At 63.6% G+C, this 19,765-nt stretch carries 16 protein-coding genes and 1 pseudogene; 10 read left to right on the top strand and 7 right to left on the bottom strand.

All coding sequences use genetic code 11. The annotated features are described in order from the left end of the window. Nucleotides 1–27: 27 nt before the first annotated feature. The 3 genes and pseudogenes from deoA (at nt 28) to O3301_RS17275 (ending at nt 3,079) form a co-directional block, all read left to right on the top strand. The gene (deoA, locus tag O3301_RS17285; protein ID WP_305056983.1) at nt 28–1,350 is read left to right on the top strand and encodes a thymidine phosphorylase; all 1,323 of its coding nucleotides are present in this window, start codon (nt 28–30) and stop codon (nt 1,348–1,350) included. Between the two features lie 84 nt (nt 1,351–1,434). Beyond that, nucleotides 1,435–1,857: pseudogene (locus O3301_RS17280) on the top strand (cytidine deaminase); the annotation flags it as partial. Between the two features lie 10 nt (nt 1,858–1,867). Then, on the top strand, nt 1,868–3,079 hold the full coding sequence (locus O3301_RS17275; protein ID WP_305056982.1) for a nucleoside deaminase: 1,212 nt from the start codon (nt 1,868–1,870) through the stop codon (nt 3,077–3,079). A gap of 1 nt (nt 3,080) precedes the next feature. On the opposite strand, the gene O3301_RS17270 is transcribed toward O3301_RS17275, so the two are convergent. The 6 genes from O3301_RS17270 to O3301_RS17245 all read right to left on the bottom strand — a co-directional run bounded on the left by O3301_RS17270 (nt 3,081) and on the right by O3301_RS17245 (nt 8,002). Next, nucleotides 3,081–4,244, bottom strand: coding sequence for a dipeptidase (locus tag O3301_RS17270; protein WP_305056981.1), 1,164 nt, complete (start codon nt 4,242–4,244; stop codon nt 3,081–3,083). An 11-nt stretch (nt 4,245–4,255) separates the two neighbouring features. Then, nucleotides 4,256–4,678, bottom strand: a complete 423-nt coding sequence (locus O3301_RS17265; RefSeq protein WP_305056980.1) for a VOC family protein — start codon at nt 4,676–4,678, stop codon at nt 4,256–4,258. 160 nt (nt 4,679–4,838) lie between these two features. Then, nucleotides 4,839–5,108 (bottom strand): hypothetical protein, encoded by a 270-nt coding sequence (locus O3301_RS17260; protein WP_305056979.1) that lies wholly within the window; start codon nt 5,106–5,108, stop codon nt 4,839–4,841. A 141-nt stretch (nt 5,109–5,249) separates the two neighbouring features. Further along, nucleotides 5,250–5,765 carry a hypothetical protein gene (locus O3301_RS17255; protein ID WP_099665363.1) on the bottom strand — a complete coding sequence of 172 codons (516 nt, stop codon included), beginning with the start codon at nt 5,763–5,765 and terminating at the stop codon, nt 5,250–5,252. Between the two features lie 91 nt (nt 5,766–5,856). Beyond that, on the bottom strand, nt 5,857–6,534 hold the full coding sequence (locus O3301_RS17250) for a TetR/AcrR family transcriptional regulator (protein ID WP_289906404.1): 678 nt from the start codon (nt 6,532–6,534) through the stop codon (nt 5,857–5,859). 10 nt (nt 6,535–6,544) lie between these two features. Further along, entirely contained in the window at nt 6,545–8,002 is a 1,458-nt protein-coding gene (locus tag O3301_RS17245; RefSeq protein ID WP_305056978.1) for a PLP-dependent aminotransferase family protein, read from the bottom strand. A gap of 199 nt (nt 8,003–8,201) precedes the next feature. On the opposite strand from O3301_RS17245, the gene O3301_RS17240 reads away from it, so the two are divergent. The 7 genes from O3301_RS17240 to O3301_RS17210 all read left to right on the top strand — a co-directional run bounded on the left by O3301_RS17240 (nt 8,202) and on the right by O3301_RS17210 (nt 18,002). After that, a complete protein-coding gene (locus O3301_RS17240) occupies nt 8,202–9,518 on the top strand; it encodes an aspartate aminotransferase family protein (RefSeq protein WP_305056977.1) in 1,317 nt (438 codons plus the stop codon). 8 nt (nt 9,519–9,526) lie between these two features. Beyond that, a complete protein-coding gene (locus O3301_RS17235) occupies nt 9,527–11,029 on the top strand; it encodes a CoA-acylating methylmalonate-semialdehyde dehydrogenase (protein WP_305056976.1) in 1,503 nt (500 codons plus the stop codon). Nucleotides 11,030–11,076: 47 nt separating this feature from the next. Continuing rightward, nucleotides 11,077–12,444, top strand: coding sequence for an NAD(P)-dependent oxidoreductase (locus O3301_RS17230; protein WP_305056975.1), 1,368 nt, complete (start codon nt 11,077–11,079; stop codon nt 12,442–12,444). Next, the gene (preA, locus tag O3301_RS17225) at nt 12,444–13,724 is read left to right on the top strand and encodes an NAD-dependent dihydropyrimidine dehydrogenase subunit PreA (RefSeq protein ID WP_305056974.1); all 1,281 of its coding nucleotides are present in this window, start codon (nt 12,444–12,446) and stop codon (nt 13,722–13,724) included. Before O3301_RS17230 ends, preA begins: the two co-directional genes overlap by 1 nt. A gap of 122 nt (nt 13,725–13,846) precedes the next feature. Further along, complete coding sequence (locus tag O3301_RS17220; RefSeq protein ID WP_305056973.1) at nt 13,847–15,331, top strand: NCS1 family nucleobase:cation symporter-1; 1,485 nt, start codon at nt 13,847–13,849, stop codon at nt 15,329–15,331. Nucleotides 15,332–15,364: 33 nt separating this feature from the next. Beyond that, nucleotides 15,365–16,756 carry a dihydropyrimidinase gene (gene hydA, locus O3301_RS17215; RefSeq protein ID WP_305056972.1) on the top strand — a complete coding sequence of 464 codons (1,392 nt, stop codon included), beginning with the start codon at nt 15,365–15,367 and terminating at the stop codon, nt 16,754–16,756. Nucleotides 16,757–16,766: 10 nt separating this feature from the next. Continuing rightward, entirely contained in the window at nt 16,767–18,002 is a 1,236-nt protein-coding gene (locus tag O3301_RS17210; RefSeq protein ID WP_305056971.1) for a Zn-dependent hydrolase, read from the top strand. A 2-nt stretch (nt 18,003–18,004) separates the two neighbouring features. Here the strand turns inward: O3301_RS17210 and O3301_RS17205 are convergent, their stop codons facing one another. Beyond that, nucleotides 18,005–19,759 (bottom strand): allantoate amidohydrolase, encoded by a 1,755-nt coding sequence (locus O3301_RS17205; RefSeq protein ID WP_305056970.1) that lies wholly within the window; start codon nt 19,757–19,759, stop codon nt 18,005–18,007. Nucleotides 19,760–19,765: the final 6 nt, after the last annotated feature.

The raw sequence follows: 19,765 nt of genomic DNA, 5'->3' as shown, positions 1-19,765 counted from the left end.
CCCAGATCTCATGATTGGAGTTATTCCATGTTGTTAACCCAGGAAATCATTCGCAAGAAACGCGACAAGGGCGTGCTGAGCGCCGAGGAAATCCAGTTTTTCGTGCGCGGCATCACTGACGGCAGCGTCAGCGAAGGCCAGATCGCGGCGCTGGGCATGGCCGTCTATTTCAATGACATGAACATGGACGAGCGCGTGGCGTTCACCCTGGCCATGCGCGATTCCGGCCAGGTGCTGGACTGGCGTTCGCTGAACTTGCCGGGCCCCATCGTCGACAAGCATTCGACGGGCGGCGTGGGCGATGTCGTCTCCCTGCTGCTGGGCCCCATGGTCGCCGCGTGCGGCGGCTACGTGCCGATGATCTCGGGCCGCGGCCTGGGACACACGGGCGGCACGCTGGACAAGTTCGACGCCATTCCCGGCTATTGCACGGTGCCGGACAATGAACTGTTCCGCAAGGTGGTGCAGGAGATCGGCGTGGCCATCATCGGCCAGACGGCGCAGCTGGCACCGGCCGACAAGCGTTTCTACAGCATCCGCGACGTCACCGCCACGGTGGAATCGGTGGCCATGATTACCGGCTCCATCCTGTCGAAGAAACTCTCGGCCGGGCTGGACGCGCTGGTGATGGACGTGAAAGTGGGCACGGGCGCCTTCATGCCGACCTACGACAAGTCGGTGGAACTGGCCGAAAGCATCGTCGCCGTCGGCAATGGCGCGGGCATGCAGACGTCGGCGATTTTGACGGACATGAACGAGTCGCTGGCGCCGTACGCCGGCAATGCGCTGGAAGTGCGTGGCGCCATGGATTACCTGACGGGCCGTTCGCGTCCCGCGCGCCTGCATGAAGTCACCCTGGCGCTGTGCGCCGAGATGCTGGTGCTGGGTGGCCTGGCCGCCACCGAAGAAGAGGCGCGTGTGAAATTGATGGCGGCCCTCGATTCGGGCGAAGCGGCCGAGCGCTTTGCGCGCATGGTGTCCGCACTGGGCGGCCCGGCCGACCTGGTCGAACATCCGGACAAGCACCTGGAACAGGCGCCATTCATCGTGCCGGCGCCTGCACTGTCGTCCGGTTACGCCAACGTGCGCGATTGCCGCGCCATCGGCTTGGCCGTGGTGGCCCTGGGCGGCGGCCGACGCCGTCCGACGGACAGCATCGATTTCGCCGTCGGCCTGACGGATCTGGTGGGCCTGGGCGAGCAGGTTGCTGTCGGCCAGCCGCTGGCCATGGTGCACGCGCGCACGGCAGCGGCGGCGCAGCAAGCCGTCAAGGAAATCCAGGATGCGTATGCCATCGGCGCGGTGGCGCTGGCGGCCAATCCGGTGATTTACCGTACCATTCGTCCGTAGTTGAAAACCAGGGGCAGACCCCCGCTTGCGATAGCGCTGTGCTATGTGCCGGCGGTGGTCTGAGCCCAGTCTTATGAATTCAAGGGTATTGCAGAAAAAATGAACAACCAAGAACTGATCGCCGAAGCCAATGCCGGCCGTGAACTGGCCTACGCACCCTACTCGCGTTTCAAGGTGGGCGCGGCGCTGCTGTGCAAGGATGGCCGCGTCTTCCGTGGCTGTAACGTGGAAAACGCCGCGTATGGCCTGTGCAACTGCGCCGAGCGCACGGCGTTTTTCAGCGCCATCGCGCATGGCTGCAAGCCGGGCGATTTCGCCAAGCTGGCTGTCACGGGCGACACGGTGGAACCGATCTCGCCATGCGGCGCCTGCCGCCAGGTGATCTTCGAGATGGGCGGTGCCGACCTGCCAGTGATCCTGACGAATCTGAAAAACGATGTCATGGAAGTGACGGCGGGCTGGCTGCTGCCGCATGGCTTCGGCAATTCCGACCTGGACATGAAGTAACAGGATCCGCTTGAACAAGACGATCGACATCCAGGCCGCCGTGGCGATTGCCGCGGCCGAAGCCATGGCCGCCAAGACGCAGGGCACCTTCGGCGTGGGCGGCGTGCTGCTCGATGGCGCCGGCAATGTGCTGCAATCGATGCACAACAACGTCGTGCGCCAGGGCCTGGTGTTCGATCCCACCGCGCATGGCGAGCGCCAGCTGGTGGACTGGTATTTTGCCGAACGGGCCAAGGGCACGCCCTTGCCGCCGCCGGGCGAACTGACCATCGTCACCTCGCTCGACCCCTGCTGCATGTGCACGGGAGCGATTCTGGCGGCCGGTTTCAACGTGGTGGTGGCCGCGCCCGATGTCAAGGCCGGCATCAATTACGATGGTAGCGCCACGTTTACAGCTTTGCCGGCGCCCCTGCAGGCGCAGGCCGGCCGCAGCTTTTGCTATCCGGCCGTGCGCGGCGCCACCGAGTATGCGCGCCTGCCTTCCGGCGCCACGCCCAAGTCTTTTTTCATCGGCAAGAGCATCCACGAGGCGACGCAGGCTCTGTGCTCGCTCGTGTTCGAGTCGACATCGGCGCAGGTGATGCAGCGGCTGAACGCCGGCGACGACGTGTACTTGCGCGATCCCGCCACCTTGCCATCCGAGCATGCCGTGGTGCGCGCCCTGCGCCGCCGCTATCCCGATGCCCTCACTTACCGTTGCGACCCGCACGCGCCCGATGCGGGCCTGGCGCCATTCCTGCAGGCGGCCATGGAGCAGGATGTACGCGATGGTGGCCAGGGCGACGCGGCCGCTTTGCTCGATTCCTTCGGCAACCTGCTGCTGTGCATGCCGGGAAACGTGGCGCAATCGGCCATCCGCACGCCGTTCATGGAATGCACGCGTCAGTACGCGCAGCTGCGCTTTGAGCTGATGGCGAATGCGGCGCCGGCGCTGCAGGAAGAATTCAAAAGCTATCTGGGCCACCCCAAGCACGGTACCTTCGTGCTGGCCATCGGCCCGGACGACAGCGCCGCCAGTTTCATGACCCTGGGCGCCTACGGCTCCACCATGGAGGGGGCACTGCCGGAGAATAATCCGGCGCAATTCCAGTACGTGCGACCCGCCATGGCGGAAGACGCGCTGCTGGCGCTGTGCGAGTCGATGCCGCCGCTGTACCGCAAGCTGATACGCATCCGGCCGCGCCAGGTGGCCGACCAGGCCCTGGTCCAGGCGCTAGGCTAGCCTAGGCGTCATCGTCCGGCAGGTTTTTCAGTAAAAAGTCGCGCACGTTTTCTCCCGCCACGCGGCGGATCTGCGCTTCCGACAAGCCTGCGTCGAGCAGGGCTTGCGTCAGGCGCGGCAAGCCCGTCGCATCGATGGCCGTGGTGACGGCGCCGTCGAAGTCCGAGCCATAGGCCACGTGCTCCGCACCGATCAGTTTTACCGTGTACTTGATGGCGCGCGCGATGGACCCCACGTCCTTGCCGCAGACGGCCGTATTCCAGAAACCGATGCCCACCAGGCCACCCTGGGCGGCGATGCGTTTCAGTTGTGCGTCGCTCAGGTTGCGCCCGTTGGCGCAAGTGCCGCGCACGCCCGTGTGCGACACCATCACGGGGCGTTTCGCCAAGGTCAACACGTCGTCGATGGCGGCCGGCGAGGCGTGCGCCAGGTCGACGATCATCTTGCGCTGCTCCATGGCGCGCAGCCATTGCCGGCCCAGCGGTGTCAAGCCGCCTTTCTTCAAGCCGTGCTGGGAGCCGGACAGTTCCGTATCGAAGAAGTGCGTGGGCGCGGCCATGCGGTAGCCGGCCCGGTACAGGGTATCGAGGTTGTTCAGCTTGCCTTCGAGCGCATGCGCGCCTTCCAGCGTCAGCCAGCCGGCCAGCAGGGTGGGATCTTGCTCGCGCGCGGCGATGAAGTTGCGCAGCTGGGCGCGGCTGCCGATGACCCTGACCTTGCCCTGGCTCTTGGCCGCTTGCTGGCGCAGCTCGTCGGCCTGGTAGGTAGCGCGCGCCAGCAGGCTGTTCCAGGTGGCAGGCGGCAAGCCTTGCGCTACCACCAGGGCCGTGATGTTGTCCGTGTCGCTGCCATTGCGCTCGATATTCATCTTGCGCGGCGTCTTGGTGACGACGGAAAAGGCTTGCAGCGCCACGTTGGCCCGCTGCAGGCGGGGGAAGTCGACATGGCCGCGCTGGCTGTCGCGGTTCAGGTTGCGTTGCCACAGCAGGCTGTCCGCGTGCAGGTCGGCGATCCACAGGCTTTGGTGCAGGGCCACAGTGGCTGCCGATGGCGCCTTGCCGGACGGAGGATGGACACGGTTGAGGTGCTCGTCGACGAGGACGGGAGCGGACAGGAAACCGCCGATCAGCGCAAGGCTGGCGGCGGCGAGGGTACTGATAATCATTGTTCTCCGTCTTACCATGGATCGTAGGTGCCCAGGCTCCAGATATGGCCTTCCGGGTCGCGGCAGGTAAAGCCCCGTCCGCCGTAATCTTCATCCTTGATGTCGAGCACGATTTCGGCGCCCGCTTCGCGCGCGCTGCGGTAGACGGCATCGGCATCGCTGACGACCAGGTAGCAGTTTTGCGTGTTCGCGCCACCGACGTCGCCGGGCAGTTTCATCAGGCGGCCATAGTCGCTGTCGATGGCCGGCGCCACCATGACCATGCCATTGCCAAAGCTCAATTGCGCATGGGCGACGCCGCCGCTTCCGTCAGGCACAATCAATTGTTTTTCAAAGCCGAGCGCCTTGCACAGCCATTCGATGGCGGCGGGCGCATCGCGGTAGCGCAGGCAGGGAATGGTCGTGCCGGTTGTGGCTTTTGCAGTCGAGGTCATCAGAAAACTCCTATGGCTGTGGGGGAGTAGCTTCGATTGTTAATCTTGCGTAGCGTTCCGTCTCAATACCATCCATCGGGAGGGGTTTGATGCCCGTCAGTGCCGCGCCCATCCATAGTGCCATAGAATAATCATTGCACTCTTGCTACTACGCAAATTTTTATTGCGGCGACTGCGAAGAGTTCGCTGCCTTCGTGTCCGCGTCCATGTCATCGCTGTTGCTTGCCCATCTCAGCAGCATGACGAGGGCAAACAGCATGATTGCCAGCGGCAAGATGGTGATCACGAACGCCAGGCCCAGGCAGCATGCCAGCAGCATGGGCCAGGACATGGCGCGCAGGGCGGCCATGCCTTGGCGCGTGTAAGCGCACAGCTCGTTCCAGAAAGCGGTGAAGGAAGTGCTGCCCGGTGCCGAATTGAGGTCTTTCATGCCATTCTCCTGTCGTGTGGGTGCCGCTGCGTATGCAAGCTGGCGATGGATCCACTATAGGCAAAACCCCGCTGCCAGACATCGCGTATGCGACGAATGGCAGGAATGGCGGACCGAACGGCGACAAATCAGGACAAACGGTTATTCAAACACCTTGAGTTTCAGCTGGAAACTGAGGGCGCCATACAGGCGATCCTTGTAGGATGGCACGATGGCGATATTGACGCCCACGCGCTGGTATTCATAGCTGATGGTGGGGACCAGGGCCGGGAACCAGCCGCCATCGCGCATCTTCGGATAGCCGCTGAAGCCGCCAACGACGGCGCCGACGCGCAGCGGGCCCACCTTGATGGGCTGGTAGTACACGCCCAGGTAGTTCGAATAGGCGCGGTCGCTATTGTAGAAGCGGCCGGCCGTGACCGAGGCGACGGTGGAAAAGCGGTACTCGGCGCCCAGGCCCGGATTGCTGTCGTTCAGGTTCTTGTCGCGCTGGAAATGATACGAATAAAAGCCCGCGTTGAGCCAGGTTTCGCTCAGCGGCTGGTTATCTATCATGCCGACTGTCTGCGCCTGTGCCGCGCCCGCCACTGCCAGCAGCGTCGCGCAGGCAGCTTTGCCCAGCAATGACGCGGTGCGCGCCGATGACCATTGTTTCATGCCTGTTCCTTATCCTGTCGATATTGCGTCGCCATTGCAAACGCTTCAGCGCGCCATGCTATCACTGTCAGATTGTTCATTGGAAATTTCATCACGTGCCGGGCACTGCTCCGGGAAGGGCGATGGCCGCCTGCACCATGTGCGTGAGCAGGATTTCGGCATCCTCGTAATCCTTGCGCGTGAGCTGCTTGCGCTCCAGCACCAGTGCCATCTGCGCTGAAAAATCCGCATACGATTGCGTCATGGCCCAGATGGCGAACATCAGGTGCGTGGCGTTGACGGGCGCGATCCTGCCGGCGGCGATCCAGGCTTCGAAGACGGCGATATCCTTGCGCAGCAGGGGCACGACCCGGTCGCGTATCTGCGCGCCGTACAGGGGCGCGCCGTTGATCACTTCCAGCGCATACACGCGCGAAGCCCACGGCTGCTCGCGCGAAAAACGCAGTTTGGCGCCGATGTACGCGCGCAGCACGTCGCGCGGCTCGTCGTGTTCATTGGCCAGCGATTCCATGCGCGCCAGCCAGTCGTCGAGCACGTCGTCGAGCACGCGCTGGTACAGCAGCTGCTTGGATGGGAAGTAATACATCAGGTTTTGCTTCGACAGGCCGGCCCGCTCGGCGATGGCGGCGATCGACGCGCCCTCATAGCCGCTTTCCGCGAACACGCGCACGGCTTGCTCCAGGATGTCCGCTTCCAGGCGGTCGCGGTTTTGCAGGCGCCGGCCGCCGGCATTTTTCACGGAAAGGGCAGGGGATTTGTCGCTGGCCATGGCGGATTCTTTAGCGTGGGCGGATCGATTGCAGGAAGGCTTGCAGCACGGGGGTATCGGTGTAGGCCACGTTGAAGCGGAACCACACCGTCTCGGGCGCGCGCAGCATGAAAAATTCGTTTGGCGACAGCAGGATGCCGGCCTTCAAGGCCATGTCGGCGATGATCTTGCCGTTCCATTCCGGCGTTTGTACATCGGGCCAGCCGGCGCTGACGAACATGCCGCCGCGCGGACGCGCCACGGGCGCCATCCCCGCCTGCGCCAGGTAATCGATGCTGCGCTCGCGGGCCGCATCGAGCTGCGCCACCAGCCGCTCGACCATGCGCTTGTAGGGCCGCGCGGAGATGGCGTGGTAGACGGCGCGCTCATTGATTTCCGACGTCGTCAGTCCCGCCAGCATTTTTACGCGTACCAGTTCGGCCACCAGCGATGGCGAGGCGCAAATCGATCCCACGCGCAGCACGGGCGACAGCGTCTTGGAAAAGCTGCCCACGCGGATCACGCGGCGCAAGCCATCCATGGCCGCCAGCGACGCCTCGCCGCGCGCGGCCAGTTCGCGGTAGATATCGTCTTCCACCAGCCAGAAATCGAATTGTTCGGCCAGTGCCAGCAAGCGGTGCGCCTGCGCCTGGCTGAGCGAGGTGCCGAGCGGATTTTGCAGCACCGTGTTGACGAACATCAGCTTGGGCTGCGTGCGCGCAGCCTCGCTGGCCAGCGCATCGAGGTCCAGGCCCGCCTCGCCGCGCGCAATGCCCACGGGGATGCAGCCATGGTGGCGGATCAGCGACTGCAGATTGCTGTAGCCTGGGTCTTCCACCAGCACCGTGTCGCCCGGCTTGGTCAGGCTGCGCAGGACCAGGTCAAAGGCGTGCGTGGCGCCATGCGTCAGCAAGACCTGGTCCGGCTCCACCTGGAACAGCTCTTCCGACAGGCTTGTCGCCAGGTGCTGGCGCAGCGAGGGAAAGCCCAGCGGATGGCCATAGCCGCGCAGCCGGCTGGCGGGAATGCGCATGGCCTGGCGCACGGCGTCGAGCACGGTCGCTTCGCCATACATCTCGGGCGGCAGCCAGCCCGCGCCCACGGGCAGGGCGTCGGACACGCCCGAATACAGGTCCGGCGTGAGGGCGTCGATCGCGGTGGGACTCGTGTGTACGGCCGTCTGCGGCGAGGCGGCGATATCGTGGCGTGCGACGAAATAGCCGGAACCGCGGCGCGACGACAGCAAGCCCAGGTTGACCAGGCGGTCATACGATTCGACGACGGTAAACGTCGACACGCCATTGCAGCGGGCGAACTGGCGCACGGACGGCATGCGCGTGCCGATGCGCAGGGTGCGGCTGCCTACCATGACGCTGATGGCGATGACGATCTGTTCGACGAGGCCGCCCTTTTTCTGGCGGTCGATGTCCAGCACGAGCCAGCCGCTGGTCTGTTCGGGGGCATCGTCTGCGCTGTCGCTGTGCTTCACGGTGGCTCCTTATGCTGCCTTGCACAAAACTGTAGTGGTTTTTCGACCTGTACGGTTGGGATACTTTGCCGTTTGTGTATCTGTGCCATTGGGGATGGCCTGTCTATTATTACATCAGCTTTTTGCCAACTGGTAAATTATTTTACGCTTCGTCAAAAACGATCCTGGCCCCGCGCCAGCCCATCCCAAGGAGAAGGTCATGAACGAAACAAGGCCGGAATCGATGTCGGCATTCTGGATGCCGTTTACGAACAACCGTGATTTCAAGGCCAACCCGCGCTTGCTCGTGTCGGCCGAAGGCATGTACTACAAGGACGTCGATGGCAACAGCATCCTCGATGGCACGGCCGGCCTGTGGTGCGTGCCATGCGGTCATGCGCAGCCGAAAATCGTCGGCGCCATCCGCGACATGGTGGGCCAGCTCGACTTCGCGCCCACCTTCCAGATGGGCCATCCGGCCGCCTTCGACCTGGCGGAAAAACTGATGGACTACACGGGGCATAAATTTGGCCATGTCTTTTACACCAACTCCGGTTCCGAAGCCGTCGACACAGCCCTGAAGATCGCGCTGGCCTATCACCGGGCGCGCGGCGAGGGCGCGCGCACGCGGCTGATCGGCCGCGAACGCGGCTACCACGGCGTGGGTTTCGGCGGCATTTCCGTGGGCGGCATCGGCGGCAACCGCAAGACCTTCGGCCCGCTGTTGCCCGGCGTGGACCATTTGCCGCACACGCATAACCTGGACAAGAACGCTTATACGGTGGGCGAGCCCGAATACGGCACCCACCTGGCCGACGAACTGGAACGCATCGTCGCCTTGCACGACGCGTCGACGATTGCCGCCGTCATCGTCGAGCCGGTGGCCGGCTCCACGGGCGTGCTGATTCCGCCGAAAGGCTACCTGAAACGCTTGCGCGAGCTGTGCACCAAGCACGGCATCCTCTTGATTTTCGATGAAGTCATCACGGGTTTCGGGCGCATGACGACGCCGTTCGCGGCTGACTATTTCGACGTCGAGCCCGACCTGATGACGACGGCCAAGGGCCTGACCAACGGCATGGTGCCGATGGGCGCCGTCTTCAGCAAAAAGTATATCCACGACGCCTTCATGGATGCGCCGGCCGGCATCGAACTGTTCCACGGTTACACGTATTCCGGTCACCCGCTCGCCTGCGCCGCCTCGCTGGCGACCCTGCAAGTGTTCGAGGAACAGGACATTCTCGGCCACGCGAAAGCGATGCAGGCGTATTGGAGCGACGCCGTGCATTCCTTGAAAGGCTTGCCGCACGTGATTGACCTGCGCAGCATTGGCCTCATCGCTGGCATCGAGCTCGATCCCATCGCCGGCAAACCCGGTGCGCGCGCCTTCAACGCCTTCAAGCAGGCCTTCGCCGACGGCGTCCTGATACGCACGACAGGCGACATCATCGCCCTGTCGCCGCCGCTGGTATTGGAAAAGCAGCATATCGACGAACTGTTCGGCAAGCTGGCGACGGTGCTGAAAAATCTCGACTAAGGAACACCATGAACGATCTCGACACCATCACCCACTTCATCAACGGCGCCAAAGTCGACACGAATAGTGGCCGCTATGGCGACGTCTACAACCCTGCCCTGGGCGTACCCGTGGCCCGGGTGGCGCTGGGCACCGTGGAAGACGTGGATGCGGCCGTGCAGGCGGCCGCCGCCGCCTTTCCTTCCTGGTCTGCAACGCCGCCCTTGACGCGTGCGCGCGTGCTGTTCCGCTACCTGCAGCTGTGCCAGCAGCACACGGACGACTTTGCCGCCATGCTCACGCGCGAGCACGGCAAGACTTTCGCGGATGCGCAGGGTGAGGTGGCGCGCGGCATCGAGATGGTGGAATTTGCCGTCGGCATCCCGCAATTGTTAAAGGGCGAATTCACGGACCAGATTTCGCGCGGCATCGACGCCTGGTCCATGCGCCAGGCGCTGGGCGTGGTGGCCGGCATCACGCCATTCAATTTCCCCGTGATGGTGCCGATGTGGATGTTCCCCGTCGCCATCGCCTGCGGCAATACCTTCGTCCTGAAACCGTCCGAGCGCGATCCGTCGGCATCCCTGCTGCACGCGAAATTGTTGAAAGAAGCGGGCTTGCCCGACGGCGTCTTCAACGTGGTACAGGGCGACAAGGTGACGGTCGACGCCTTGCTCGATCATCCTGTCGTGCAGGCGATCAGTTTTGTCGGTTCCACGCCGATCGCCGAATACATCTATGCGCGCGGCAGTGCCAGCGGCAAGCGCGTGCAGGCGCTGGGCGGCGCGAAAAACCATATGGTGGTGATGCCCGATGCGGACATGGACATGACGGTCGATGCGCTGATCGGCGCTGCCTATGGTTCGGCGGGCGAGCGCTGCATGGCCATCTCGGTGGTGGTGGCCGTGGGCGACGCGGGCGACAAGTTGATCGATGCACTGGCAACGCGCACGGCCGCACTGAAAGTGCGCGACGGCATGGCCGATGGTGCGGAAATGGGACCCGTCGTGTCGCTGGCCGCCAAGCAGCGTATCGAAAAACTCATCGCCTCGGGCGTGGAGCAGGGCGCGACCCTGGTCGTCGATGGCCGCAACCATGTGGTGCCGGGCCGCGAGAACGGATTTTTTGTGGGTGGCACTTTATTTGACCACGTCACGCGCGACATGAGCATCTACAAGGAAGAGATTTTCGGTCCCGTGCTGTGCGTGCTGCGCTGTCCTGACGTGGTGCATGCGGTGGAGCTGATCAACGCCAACGAATATGGCAACGGCGTGGCCATCTACACGCGCGACGGCGGCGTGGCGCGCGAATTCGTGCGACAGATCCAGGTCGGCATGGTGGGCGTCAACGTGCCGCTGCCGGTGCCGATGGCCTTCAACAGCTTTGGCGGCTGGAAGCGCAGCATGTTCGGCGACCACCACGCCTATGGTCCCGAAGGCGTGCGTTTCTACACGCGCCACAAGGCCGTGATGCAGCGCTGGCCGAACACGGCAAGCGCTGGTGTGGAATTTGCTTTTCCCCAGATGAAGTGAAGGTTTCACACTGAAAATCCACCGCAGGATCAAAGAAGGAAAACGCGATGATCGAGTCCCTCAACTATTTGCCGCATCCCACCCTGCCCAACGAGGAACTGGCGGGCCATTTCACGGACTTGGCGCCTCCTTTGAGCGCGCGCCAGGCCGCCATCGAAAGCGCCCGGTGCCTGTACTGCTACGACGCGCCGTGCAGTCGCATCTGTCCGTCGGAAATCGACGTGGCCAGTTTCATCCGCAATATCCACGACAAGAACATCAACGGTGCCGCCGCCGGTATCCTGAAGCAGAACATCCTGGGCGGCAGCTGCGCCCGCGTCTGCCCGACGGAAATCCTCTGCGAAGACGTCTGCGTGCGCAACCACGACGCGGAAGGCCAGCCCGTCAAGATAGGCCTCTTGCAGCGCTACGCCATCGACCACATGCATTTCGCTGCACACCCGTTCAAACGGGCGGCAAGCACGGGCAAGACGATTGCCGTCGTCGGTGCGGGTCCTGGCGGCCTGTCGTGCGCGCACCGCCTGGCCATGCTGGGACACGACGTAGTGATCTTTGAAAAGGAAGGCAAGGCAGGCGGCTTGAATGAATACGGCATCGCCAAGTACAAGCTGACGGACGATTTCGCGCAAAAGGAAATCGACTTCCTGCTGGACATCGGCGGTATCGAGATCCGATGTCGCCAGGTGCTGGGTGAGAACCTGCAGCTGCGCGACCTGCATACGCAGTACGACGCCGTGTTCCTCGGCCTGGGCCTGGGCGCCAGCCGCAAGCTGGGCTTGACGGGCGAAGACGCTCCTGGCTTGCTGGCCGCCGTCGATTACATCAGCGCGCTGCGCCAGGCCGACGACCTGGCTGCGCTGCCCGTGCCGAAACGGGCGATTGTGATTGGCGCCGGCAATACGGCCATCGACATGGCCGTGCAGATCCAACGCCTGGGCGCCGAGGAAGTCACCCTCGTCTACCGGCGCGGTTTCGACGCCATGACGGCCACCCACCATGAACAGGACATCGCCAAAGCCAACCAGGTGCGCATGTTGACGTGGGCTCAGCCGCAGCAGGTGCTGCTCGATACTGACGGCAAGGTCGCCGGCATGCGTTTCGAGAAGACGGGCATGCAGGGCACGCGTTTGGCGGGGACGGGTGAAACGTTCGACGTGGCGGCCGACGCCATCTTCAAGGCCATCGGCCAGAGCCTCGACACCGACGTGCTGCATGATCCGATGGCGTCGCTGCTGCAGCGCGAAGGCGACAAGATCGCCGTCGATGCGGGTTTTTGCACGGTGCTGCCGGGGATCTACGCGGGTGGCGACTGCGTGGCGCCGGGGCAGGACCTGACGGTGCAAGCCGTCCAGCATGGCAAGCTGGCCGCACTGGCCATCCATTCCGATTTGTTGAATAAAGTGGAGGCTGCATAATGGCTGATCTCAGCATCGAATTTTGCGGCATCAAGGCGCCGAATCCCTTCTGGCTGGCGTCCGCACCGCCGACCGACAAGGCCTACAACGTGGTGCGCGCCTTCGAGGCGGGTTGGGGCGGCGTCGTGTGGAAAACCCTGGGTGAAGACCCGGCCGCCGTCAACGTCTCGTCGCGCTACTCGGCCCTGTATGGCAAGAACCGCGAAGTGATCGGTTTCAATAACATCGAGCTGATCACCGACCGCTCGCTGGAGATCAACCTGCGCGAGATCACGCAGGTGAAAAAGGATTGGCCCGACCGCGCCATGATCGTCTCCCTGATGCTGCCCTGCGAAGAGCACTATTGGGCCGACATCCTGCCCAAGGTGGAGGCGACAGGGGCGGACGGTATCGAGCTTAATTTCGGCTGCCCGCACGGCATGCCGGAGCGGGGCATGGGCGCGGCCGTGGGCCAGGTGCCCGAGTACGTGCAGATGGTGACCGCCTGGTGCAAGAAGCACAGCCGTCTTCCGGTCATCGTCAAGCTCACGCCGAATATCACGGACGTGCGCATGCCGGCGCGCGCGGCCAAGGCGGGCGGCGCGGACGCCGTCTCGCTGATCAACACCATCAATTCCATCACCTCGCTGGACCTAGACCGCATGGTGGCCTTGCCGATTGTCGGCGGCGCCAGCACGCACGGCGGCTATTGCGGGTCTGCCGTCAAACCGATCGCCCTGAACATGGTGGCGGAAATCGCCCGCGATCCGCAGACGCGCGGCTTGCCCATTTCCGGCATCGGCGGCATCGGCAACTGGCGCGACGCGGCCGAATTCATCGCCCTGGGCGCGGGCTGCGTGCAGGTGTGCACGGCCGCCATGCTGCATGGCTTCCGCATCGTCGAAGAGATGAAGGATGGCTTGTCGCGCTGGATGGAGGAGAAGGGCTATGAGCGCATCAGCGACTTTTCCGGCAAGGCCGTGGCCAACACGACGGACTGGAAATACCTGGACATGAATTACCAGGTCATCGCGCAGATCAATCAGGACGACTGCATCAAATGCGGCAAGTGCTACGTGGCTTGCGAAGACACCTCGCACCAGTCGATTGCGCAGCTGATCGACGCTGCCGGCACGCGCACGTATGAGGTGATCAAGGAGGAATGCGTGGGCTGCAACCTGTGCGAAATCACCTGCCCGGTGCAGGGCTGCATCACGATGGTGCCGCAGGTCACGGGCAAGCCATACATGAACTGGACGCAGGATCCCAGGAATCCACGGGCGTTGGCGGAAACGGCGTAGGGCACGTTTTTTGCGTGCGTTTTATTTGTAAACAGCGGCCGGGCTTTGCGGTAAGCTAGGTTGACTTAAAAGTCGAGCCGTTTCTATAAAACCGATCCTCTCCCAACCGATGGAGCATACCTGTGAACCACGACTATTCAGGCAACACGCAACTCTGGAATGAAGACCTGGCGCCCACCACGGCGGCACAGCGCACCTGGCGCTGGTATCACTTCGCCGCGCTGTGGGTCGGCATGGTGATGTGCATTCCCGCCTACACCCTGTCGGCCAGCCTGATCGACAGTGGCATGTCCGGTTACCAGGCCGTGCTCACGGTTTTTCTCGCCAACGCCATCGTGCTCTTGCCCATGCTGCTGATCGGCCATGCGGGCACCAAGTACGGCATCCCGTATGCCGTGCTGGCGCGCGCCTCGTTCGGCACCATGGGCGCGCGTCTGCCGGCCTTGATGCGCGCCATCGTCGCCTGCGGCTGGTATGGCATCCAGACCTGGTTCGGCGGGCAGATGATCTACACCCTGATGGGCGTGCTGGTAGGCCATGAACTGGGCGGCGAGAAGATTGCGGGCCTGGGCATCAACGGCAGCCAGCTATTGTGCTTCCTGGCTTTCTGGGCCATCCAGTTCTATTACATCCTGCATGGCATGGAGTCGATCCGCAAACTGGAAACCTATACGGCGCCCTTGAAAATCCTCATCTGCTTCGTGCTGCTGTACTGGGTGCACAGCAAGGCCGGCGGCGTGGCCAGCCTGCTGGATCAGCCATCGCAATTCATCCCCGGCGGCAAAAAAGCGGGTCAGTTCTGGAGCGTCTTCTGGCCGTCGTTGACGGCCATGGTGGGCTTCTGGGCCACCCTGGCCTTGAACATTCCCGACTTCACGCGCTTCGCCAAGACGCAGCGCGACCAGGTGATCGGCCAGTCGATCGGGTTGCCCGTGCCGATGGGATTGCTGGCCATGCTGGCCGTGATCGTCACGGCAGGCTCCGTCGTCATGTACGGCAAGGCCATCTGGGATCCCGTCGACCTGGCCAGCCGCATGACGGGCGCCGCCGTGCTGATTGCCTTGATCATCCTCTTGATCGACACGGTTAGCGTCAACCTGGCGGCCAATCTGGTGGGCCCCGCGTACGATTTTTCTTCGCTGGCGCCGAAGCAGATTTCGTACAAGATGGGCGGCTACATCACGGCCTTCATCGCCATCGTCATGATGCCGTGGAAGGTGCTCGAGTCGACGCAGGGCTATATCTTCACCTGGCTGATCGGCTACTCGGCCCTGCTGGGTCCCATCGCCGGCATCCTCATCGTCGACTACTACTTCGTGCGCAAGACGCAGCTCGACGTCAGGCAGCTGTACCGCGACGATGGCGTCTATTCGTATGGCAGCGGCTGGAACATGGCGGCGCTGATCGCCTTTGTCATCGCCGTGCTGCCGAATATCCCGGGCTTCCTGAACGCGGCGTTTCCCGCGGCCTTCCCGGACGTGGCCGCAGGATTTAAAACCATCTATACCTACGCCTGGTTCGTGGGCGTGGCCATCGCCGCCGTCGTCTACGGCATCATGATGAAGGGCAAGGTGACGGCGCGCGTGCAGCAGGCGCCGCAATCCTGAGCTGTTCGAGTCTGTTCGAGTAAAGGAGACAAGATGACTACACTGATACGTGGCGGTACCGTCGTCAACGCCGACCGCGCCTTCCGCGCCGACGTGCTGATCGAGGGCGGCACGATAGCCGCCGTCGGCGAGAACCTCGCCGTGCCATCCGGCGCCACCGTGATCGATGCGGGCGGCCTGTACGTGATGCCGGGCGGGATAGACACCCACACGCACATGAATCTGCCCTTCATGGGCACGGTGACGTCCGACGATTTTTTCACGGGCACGGCGGCGGGGCTGGCGGGCGGCACCACCACCATCATGGACTTCGTCATCCCCGCACCGAAGCAGTCGCTGATCGAGGCGTATCACCAGTGGCGCGAGTGGTCGGCCAAGGCGGCCGGCGACTACACCTTCCACGTGGCGATCACCTGGTGGAGCGAGCAGGTGCACGAGGAAATGGGTACCCTCGTGCGCGAACATGGCGTGAACAGCTTCAAGCATTTCATGGCCTATAAAAATGCCATCATGGCCGACGATGAAACGCTGGTGAAAAGTTTTACACGTTCGCTGGAACTGGGAGCGCTGCCCACTGTGCATGCGGAAAACGGCGAGCTGGTTTTTCAGTTGCAGCAAGCTTTGCTCAAGAAGGGCATCACGGGGCCGCAGGCACACCCGCTGTCGCGCCCGCCGGCCGTGGAAGCGGAGGCGGCCAACCGCGCTATCGCGATTGCCAACGTCCTCAATACCCCCGTGTACATCGTGCACGTGTCGTGCGCCGAGTCGCTGGACGCCATCACGCGGGCGCGGGCGAATGGCCAGCGCGTGTATGGCGAAGCGCTGGCCGGGCACCTGGTGATCGACGACAGCGTCTACCAGAGCGACGATTTCGACTACGTGGCCGGCCACGTCATGAGCCCGCCGTTCCGCGGCAAACACCATCAGGCGGCCCTGTGGCACGGCTTGCAAAGCGGCAACCTGCACACGACGGCCACGGACCACTGCACTTTTTGTGCCGAACAGAAGGCGGCGGGCAGGCAGGATTTCACGCGCATCCCGAACGGTTGCGGCGGCGTGGAGGAACGCATGGCCGTGGTGTGGGATGCTGGCGTCAATTCCGGCATGTTGACGCCCTCCGAATTCGTCAAGGTGAGCTCCACCAATGCGGCGCAGATCTTCAATATGTATCCGCGCAAGGGCCTCATCGCCGCAGGCAGCGACGCCGACATCGTGCTGTGGGACCCGCAAGGCACGCGCACCATTTCCGCCGCCACGCAGTTCGCCAAGGGAGGCTTCAATGTCTTCGAAGGACGTACCGTGCGCGGCATCCCCAGCACCACGATTGCCGCCGGCAAGGTGGTCTTCCACAAGGGTGAACTGATGGCGGTGGAAGGGGCCGGGCGCTATGTTGAGCGGCCCGCGTTTTCCGCCACCACCGCATAAGGAGTTGACGATGGATGCATTGCGTATCAATGGCGAACGGCTGTGGGCGGCCCTGATGGAACTGGCGCAAATCGGCGCGACAGCGAAGGGCGGCGTCAAGCGCCTGGCCCTGACGGACCTGGACAAGCAGGGGCGCGACCTGGTGGTAGGCTGGGGTAAGGAAGCCGGTATGAGCATCACCATCGACCAGATAGGCAATGTCTTCATGCGCCGTGACGGCACCGACAATAGCTTGCCGCCCGTGATGACGGGCAGCCACATCGACACGCAGCCCACGGGCGGCAAGTTCGATGGCAATTACGGCGTACTGGCCGGCCTGGAAGTGGTACGCACCCTGAACGATCTTAAGATCAAGACGCAGGCTCCCATCGAAGTGGCCTTCTGGACCAATGAGGAAGGCTCGCGCTTCGTGCCCGTGATGATGGGCTCGGGCGTGTTCTGCGGCGCCTTTTCGCTCGAAACCGCGTATGCGGCGAAAGACACGGAAGGCAAAACGGTGGGCGAGGAGCTGGCGCGCATCGGCTATCGTGGCGTCCAGGTGCCGGGCGACCACCCGATCGGCGCCTACTTTGAAACGCACATCGAACAGGGGCCCGTGCTGGAAGATGCGGACAAGGTGATCGGCGTGGTGCCGGCCGTGATGGGGCTGTCGTGGTACGACTGCGTGGTGACGGGCATGGAGGCGCATGCGGGCCCCACGCCCATGGGCTTGCGCAAGGATGCGCTGCAGGTGTCCACCACCATCATGCAGGAAGTCGTCGCCATCGCCAACCGCTACCCGCCGTATGGCCGCGGCACGGTGGGCATGGTGCAGGTCTTCCCGAACAGCCGTAACGTGATCCCCGGCGAAGTCAAATTCAGCATCGACCTGCGTAACGTGAATGATGAACTTCTCAACACCATGCATGGCGAAATCACGGCCTTTATCGACGCCACGCGCACCGGTACGGGACTGGATATCTCTCTTGAGCGGGTTTCCTATTACCCGCCATGCCCGTTCCATCCCGACTGCGTGGGCGCCGTGCGTAACGCCACGGCAAAGCTGGGCTACTCGGTGATGGACGTGGTGTCCGGCGCCGGCCACGATGCCATCTACGCGGCCAGGCTGGCGCCGGCCGGCATGATCTTCGTGCCGTGCAAGGATGGCATCAGCCACAATGAAATCGAGGACGCCAAGCCCGAGCACCTGGAAGCGGGCTGCAACGTGCTGCTGCACGCGATGCTGGAGCGGGCCGTGGCTGTGTAGTCTTACGGCTTGGGCTGGAAGTTGCGCAAAAACACCAGCAGGGCGCGCGCCGCGATGTCGGCGTCGTCGGCCGTCATGGTTTCCAGCGGGTTGTGGCTGATGCCGCCATTGCCGCAACGGGTAAACAGCATGGCCACGTCGGTGATGGCAGCCATGGCCATGGCGTCGTGGCCGGCGCCAGACAGCAGCGCGTATGGTTCGACGCCGACCGATTCCACGGCTTGCGCCAACTGCGCCATCAGCCACGGCGCGCACGGCGCCGCACGCGCCGACAGCAGCAGTTCCAGCTGGTAGTCGATCTGGCGCCGTGCACAGATGGCGGCGATGCCATCGAGAATATCGTCAACGGCTGCCTGGCGCACGGCATCAACGGCCGCGCGGATGTCGAGCGACAGGGTGCAGGCGCCGGCGATCACGTTGACGGAGCCGTTGGGCACGTGCAGCTGCCCCACGGTGCCCACCAGCGCCTCGCCCTGGTTACAGCGCCGTTCCACCAGCAGGATGATTTCGGCCGCAGCGCTGGCGGCATCCTTGCGCATGGTCATGGGCGTAGTGCCCGCGTGGCTGGCCACGCCGCCAAGATTGACCAGGTAGCGCGAGCTGCCGGCAATCGCCGTGACGATCCCCAGCGGCAGGTCGTGTTCCAGCAGCACGGGACCCTGCTCGATATGCACTTCCACATAGCCGAGCAAGTCGGCGGGATCGCGTGCTATGGCGCCGATGGCGCTCACTTCGTGGCCGGCGGCGGCCAGTGCGTCGCGCATGCTCACGCCATCCGCATCAAGCTGCTCCAGCAGCGATACGTCGAACTTGCCCGTGACGGCCGTACTGCCCAAAAACGTGCTCTTGAAGCGCACGCCTTCTTCCTCGGCGAAGCCGACAATCTCGAAGTGAAACGGCAGCCTTTCTCCCCGCTCATGCAGGTGGCGCACGACGGCGATGGGCAGCACGATGCCCAGGCGGCCATCGTACTTGCCGCCGTTGCGCACCGTGTCGTAATGCGATCCCGTCATCAGGGTTTTTGCGCCGGGCGCATCGGACAGATAGCGCCCGACCACGTTGCCGACGGCGTCGATGTGCACCTGCATGCCCGCGTCCCGCATCCAGTCGGCCAGCTGTGCTGCCGTTTTCTGGTGCGCCGGCGTCAGGTAGGCGCAGGTCAGGTTGTAATCGCTGTCGCTCCAGCCGGCCAGGGTTTCTGCCTGCTGCATGATGGCCGGACCGAAGTCCAGGCGCACGTCGAACAAGTCATTCAGGCGCAGCTCGGCGATGCGCTTGATCTGCCGCAGCGACTCGGCCAGTTCATCGGCGCGCCGGTTTTTCAGGCGCCGCGCAAACGTGGCGATGATGTCCTGGCGCGTCAAGCCTTCGCCTGTCGGGCCCTTGACGGCCAGGATGAAGGGAAAGCCGAACTTGGCGTTGTACTCGTCGTTCAGGCGCTGCAGGGTGGCGAATTCATCGGCGCTGCACAGGTTCAGGCCGGACTTGGCCTGCTCGCGCGTCGATTCCGCCGTCAATTGCCCTGCGATGGCGGCCTTGCCGGCCAGCTCCGGGTGGGCGCGTATCAGCCCCAGCTGCTCTTCGGGCGAAGCTTGCGCCAGCACGTGCTGCAGCTCCGTCTTGAGTGCCGTCAGGCTGGCAAATGGCCGGGCGGGTGCCGCGCGCTGGGCGATCCAGGGCGAATGTTCATAGATGCCGTGCAGCCGTGCGATAAAGTCTGCCGTGCTGCCGGCGTTCAGGTCTGAAAGGGTGGTCATGGTTTT

The organism is Janthinobacterium sp. SUN211, assembly GCF_030587315.1.
GTDB classification, from domain to species: domain Bacteria; phylum Pseudomonadota; class Gammaproteobacteria; order Burkholderiales; family Burkholderiaceae_D; genus Janthinobacterium; species Janthinobacterium kumbetense.
Note: the sequence above shows the minus strand (reverse complement) of the source record. Positions and strands in the feature narration are given on the sequence as shown.

Coding starts and splice junctions, on each gene's coding strand:
- deoA (WP_305056983.1), top strand. CDS start 28: ATGTTGTTAACCCAGGAAATCATTCGCAAGAAACGCGACAAGGGCGTG.
- O3301_RS17270 (WP_305056981.1), bottom strand. CDS start 4,244: ATGATTATCAGTACCCTCGCCGCCGCCAGCCTTGCGCTGATCGGCGGT.
- O3301_RS17265 (WP_305056980.1), bottom strand. CDS start 4,678: ATGACCTCGACTGCAAAAGCCACAACCGGCACGACCATTCCCTGCCTG.
- O3301_RS17260 (WP_305056979.1), bottom strand. CDS start 5,108: ATGAAAGACCTCAATTCGGCACCGGGCAGCACTTCCTTCACCGCTTTC.
- O3301_RS17255 (WP_099665363.1), bottom strand. CDS start 5,765: ATGAAACAATGGTCATCGGCGCGCACCGCGTCATTGCTGGGCAAAGCT.
- O3301_RS17250 (WP_289906404.1), bottom strand. CDS start 6,534: ATGGCCAGCGACAAATCCCCTGCCCTTTCCGTGAAAAATGCCGGCGGC.
- O3301_RS17240 (WP_305056977.1), top strand. CDS start 8,202: ATGAACGAAACAAGGCCGGAATCGATGTCGGCATTCTGGATGCCGTTT.
- O3301_RS17235 (WP_305056976.1), top strand. CDS start 9,527: ATGAACGATCTCGACACCATCACCCACTTCATCAACGGCGCCAAAGTC.
- O3301_RS17230 (WP_305056975.1), top strand. CDS start 11,077: ATGATCGAGTCCCTCAACTATTTGCCGCATCCCACCCTGCCCAACGAG.
- preA (WP_305056974.1), top strand. CDS start 12,444: ATGGCTGATCTCAGCATCGAATTTTGCGGCATCAAGGCGCCGAATCCC.
- hydA (WP_305056972.1), top strand. CDS start 15,365: ATGACTACACTGATACGTGGCGGTACCGTCGTCAACGCCGACCGCGCC.
- O3301_RS17210 (WP_305056971.1), top strand. CDS start 16,767: ATGGATGCATTGCGTATCAATGGCGAACGGCTGTGGGCGGCCCTGATG.
- O3301_RS17205 (WP_305056970.1), bottom strand. CDS start 19,759: ATGACCACCCTTTCAGACCTGAACGCCGGCAGCACGGCAGACTTTATC.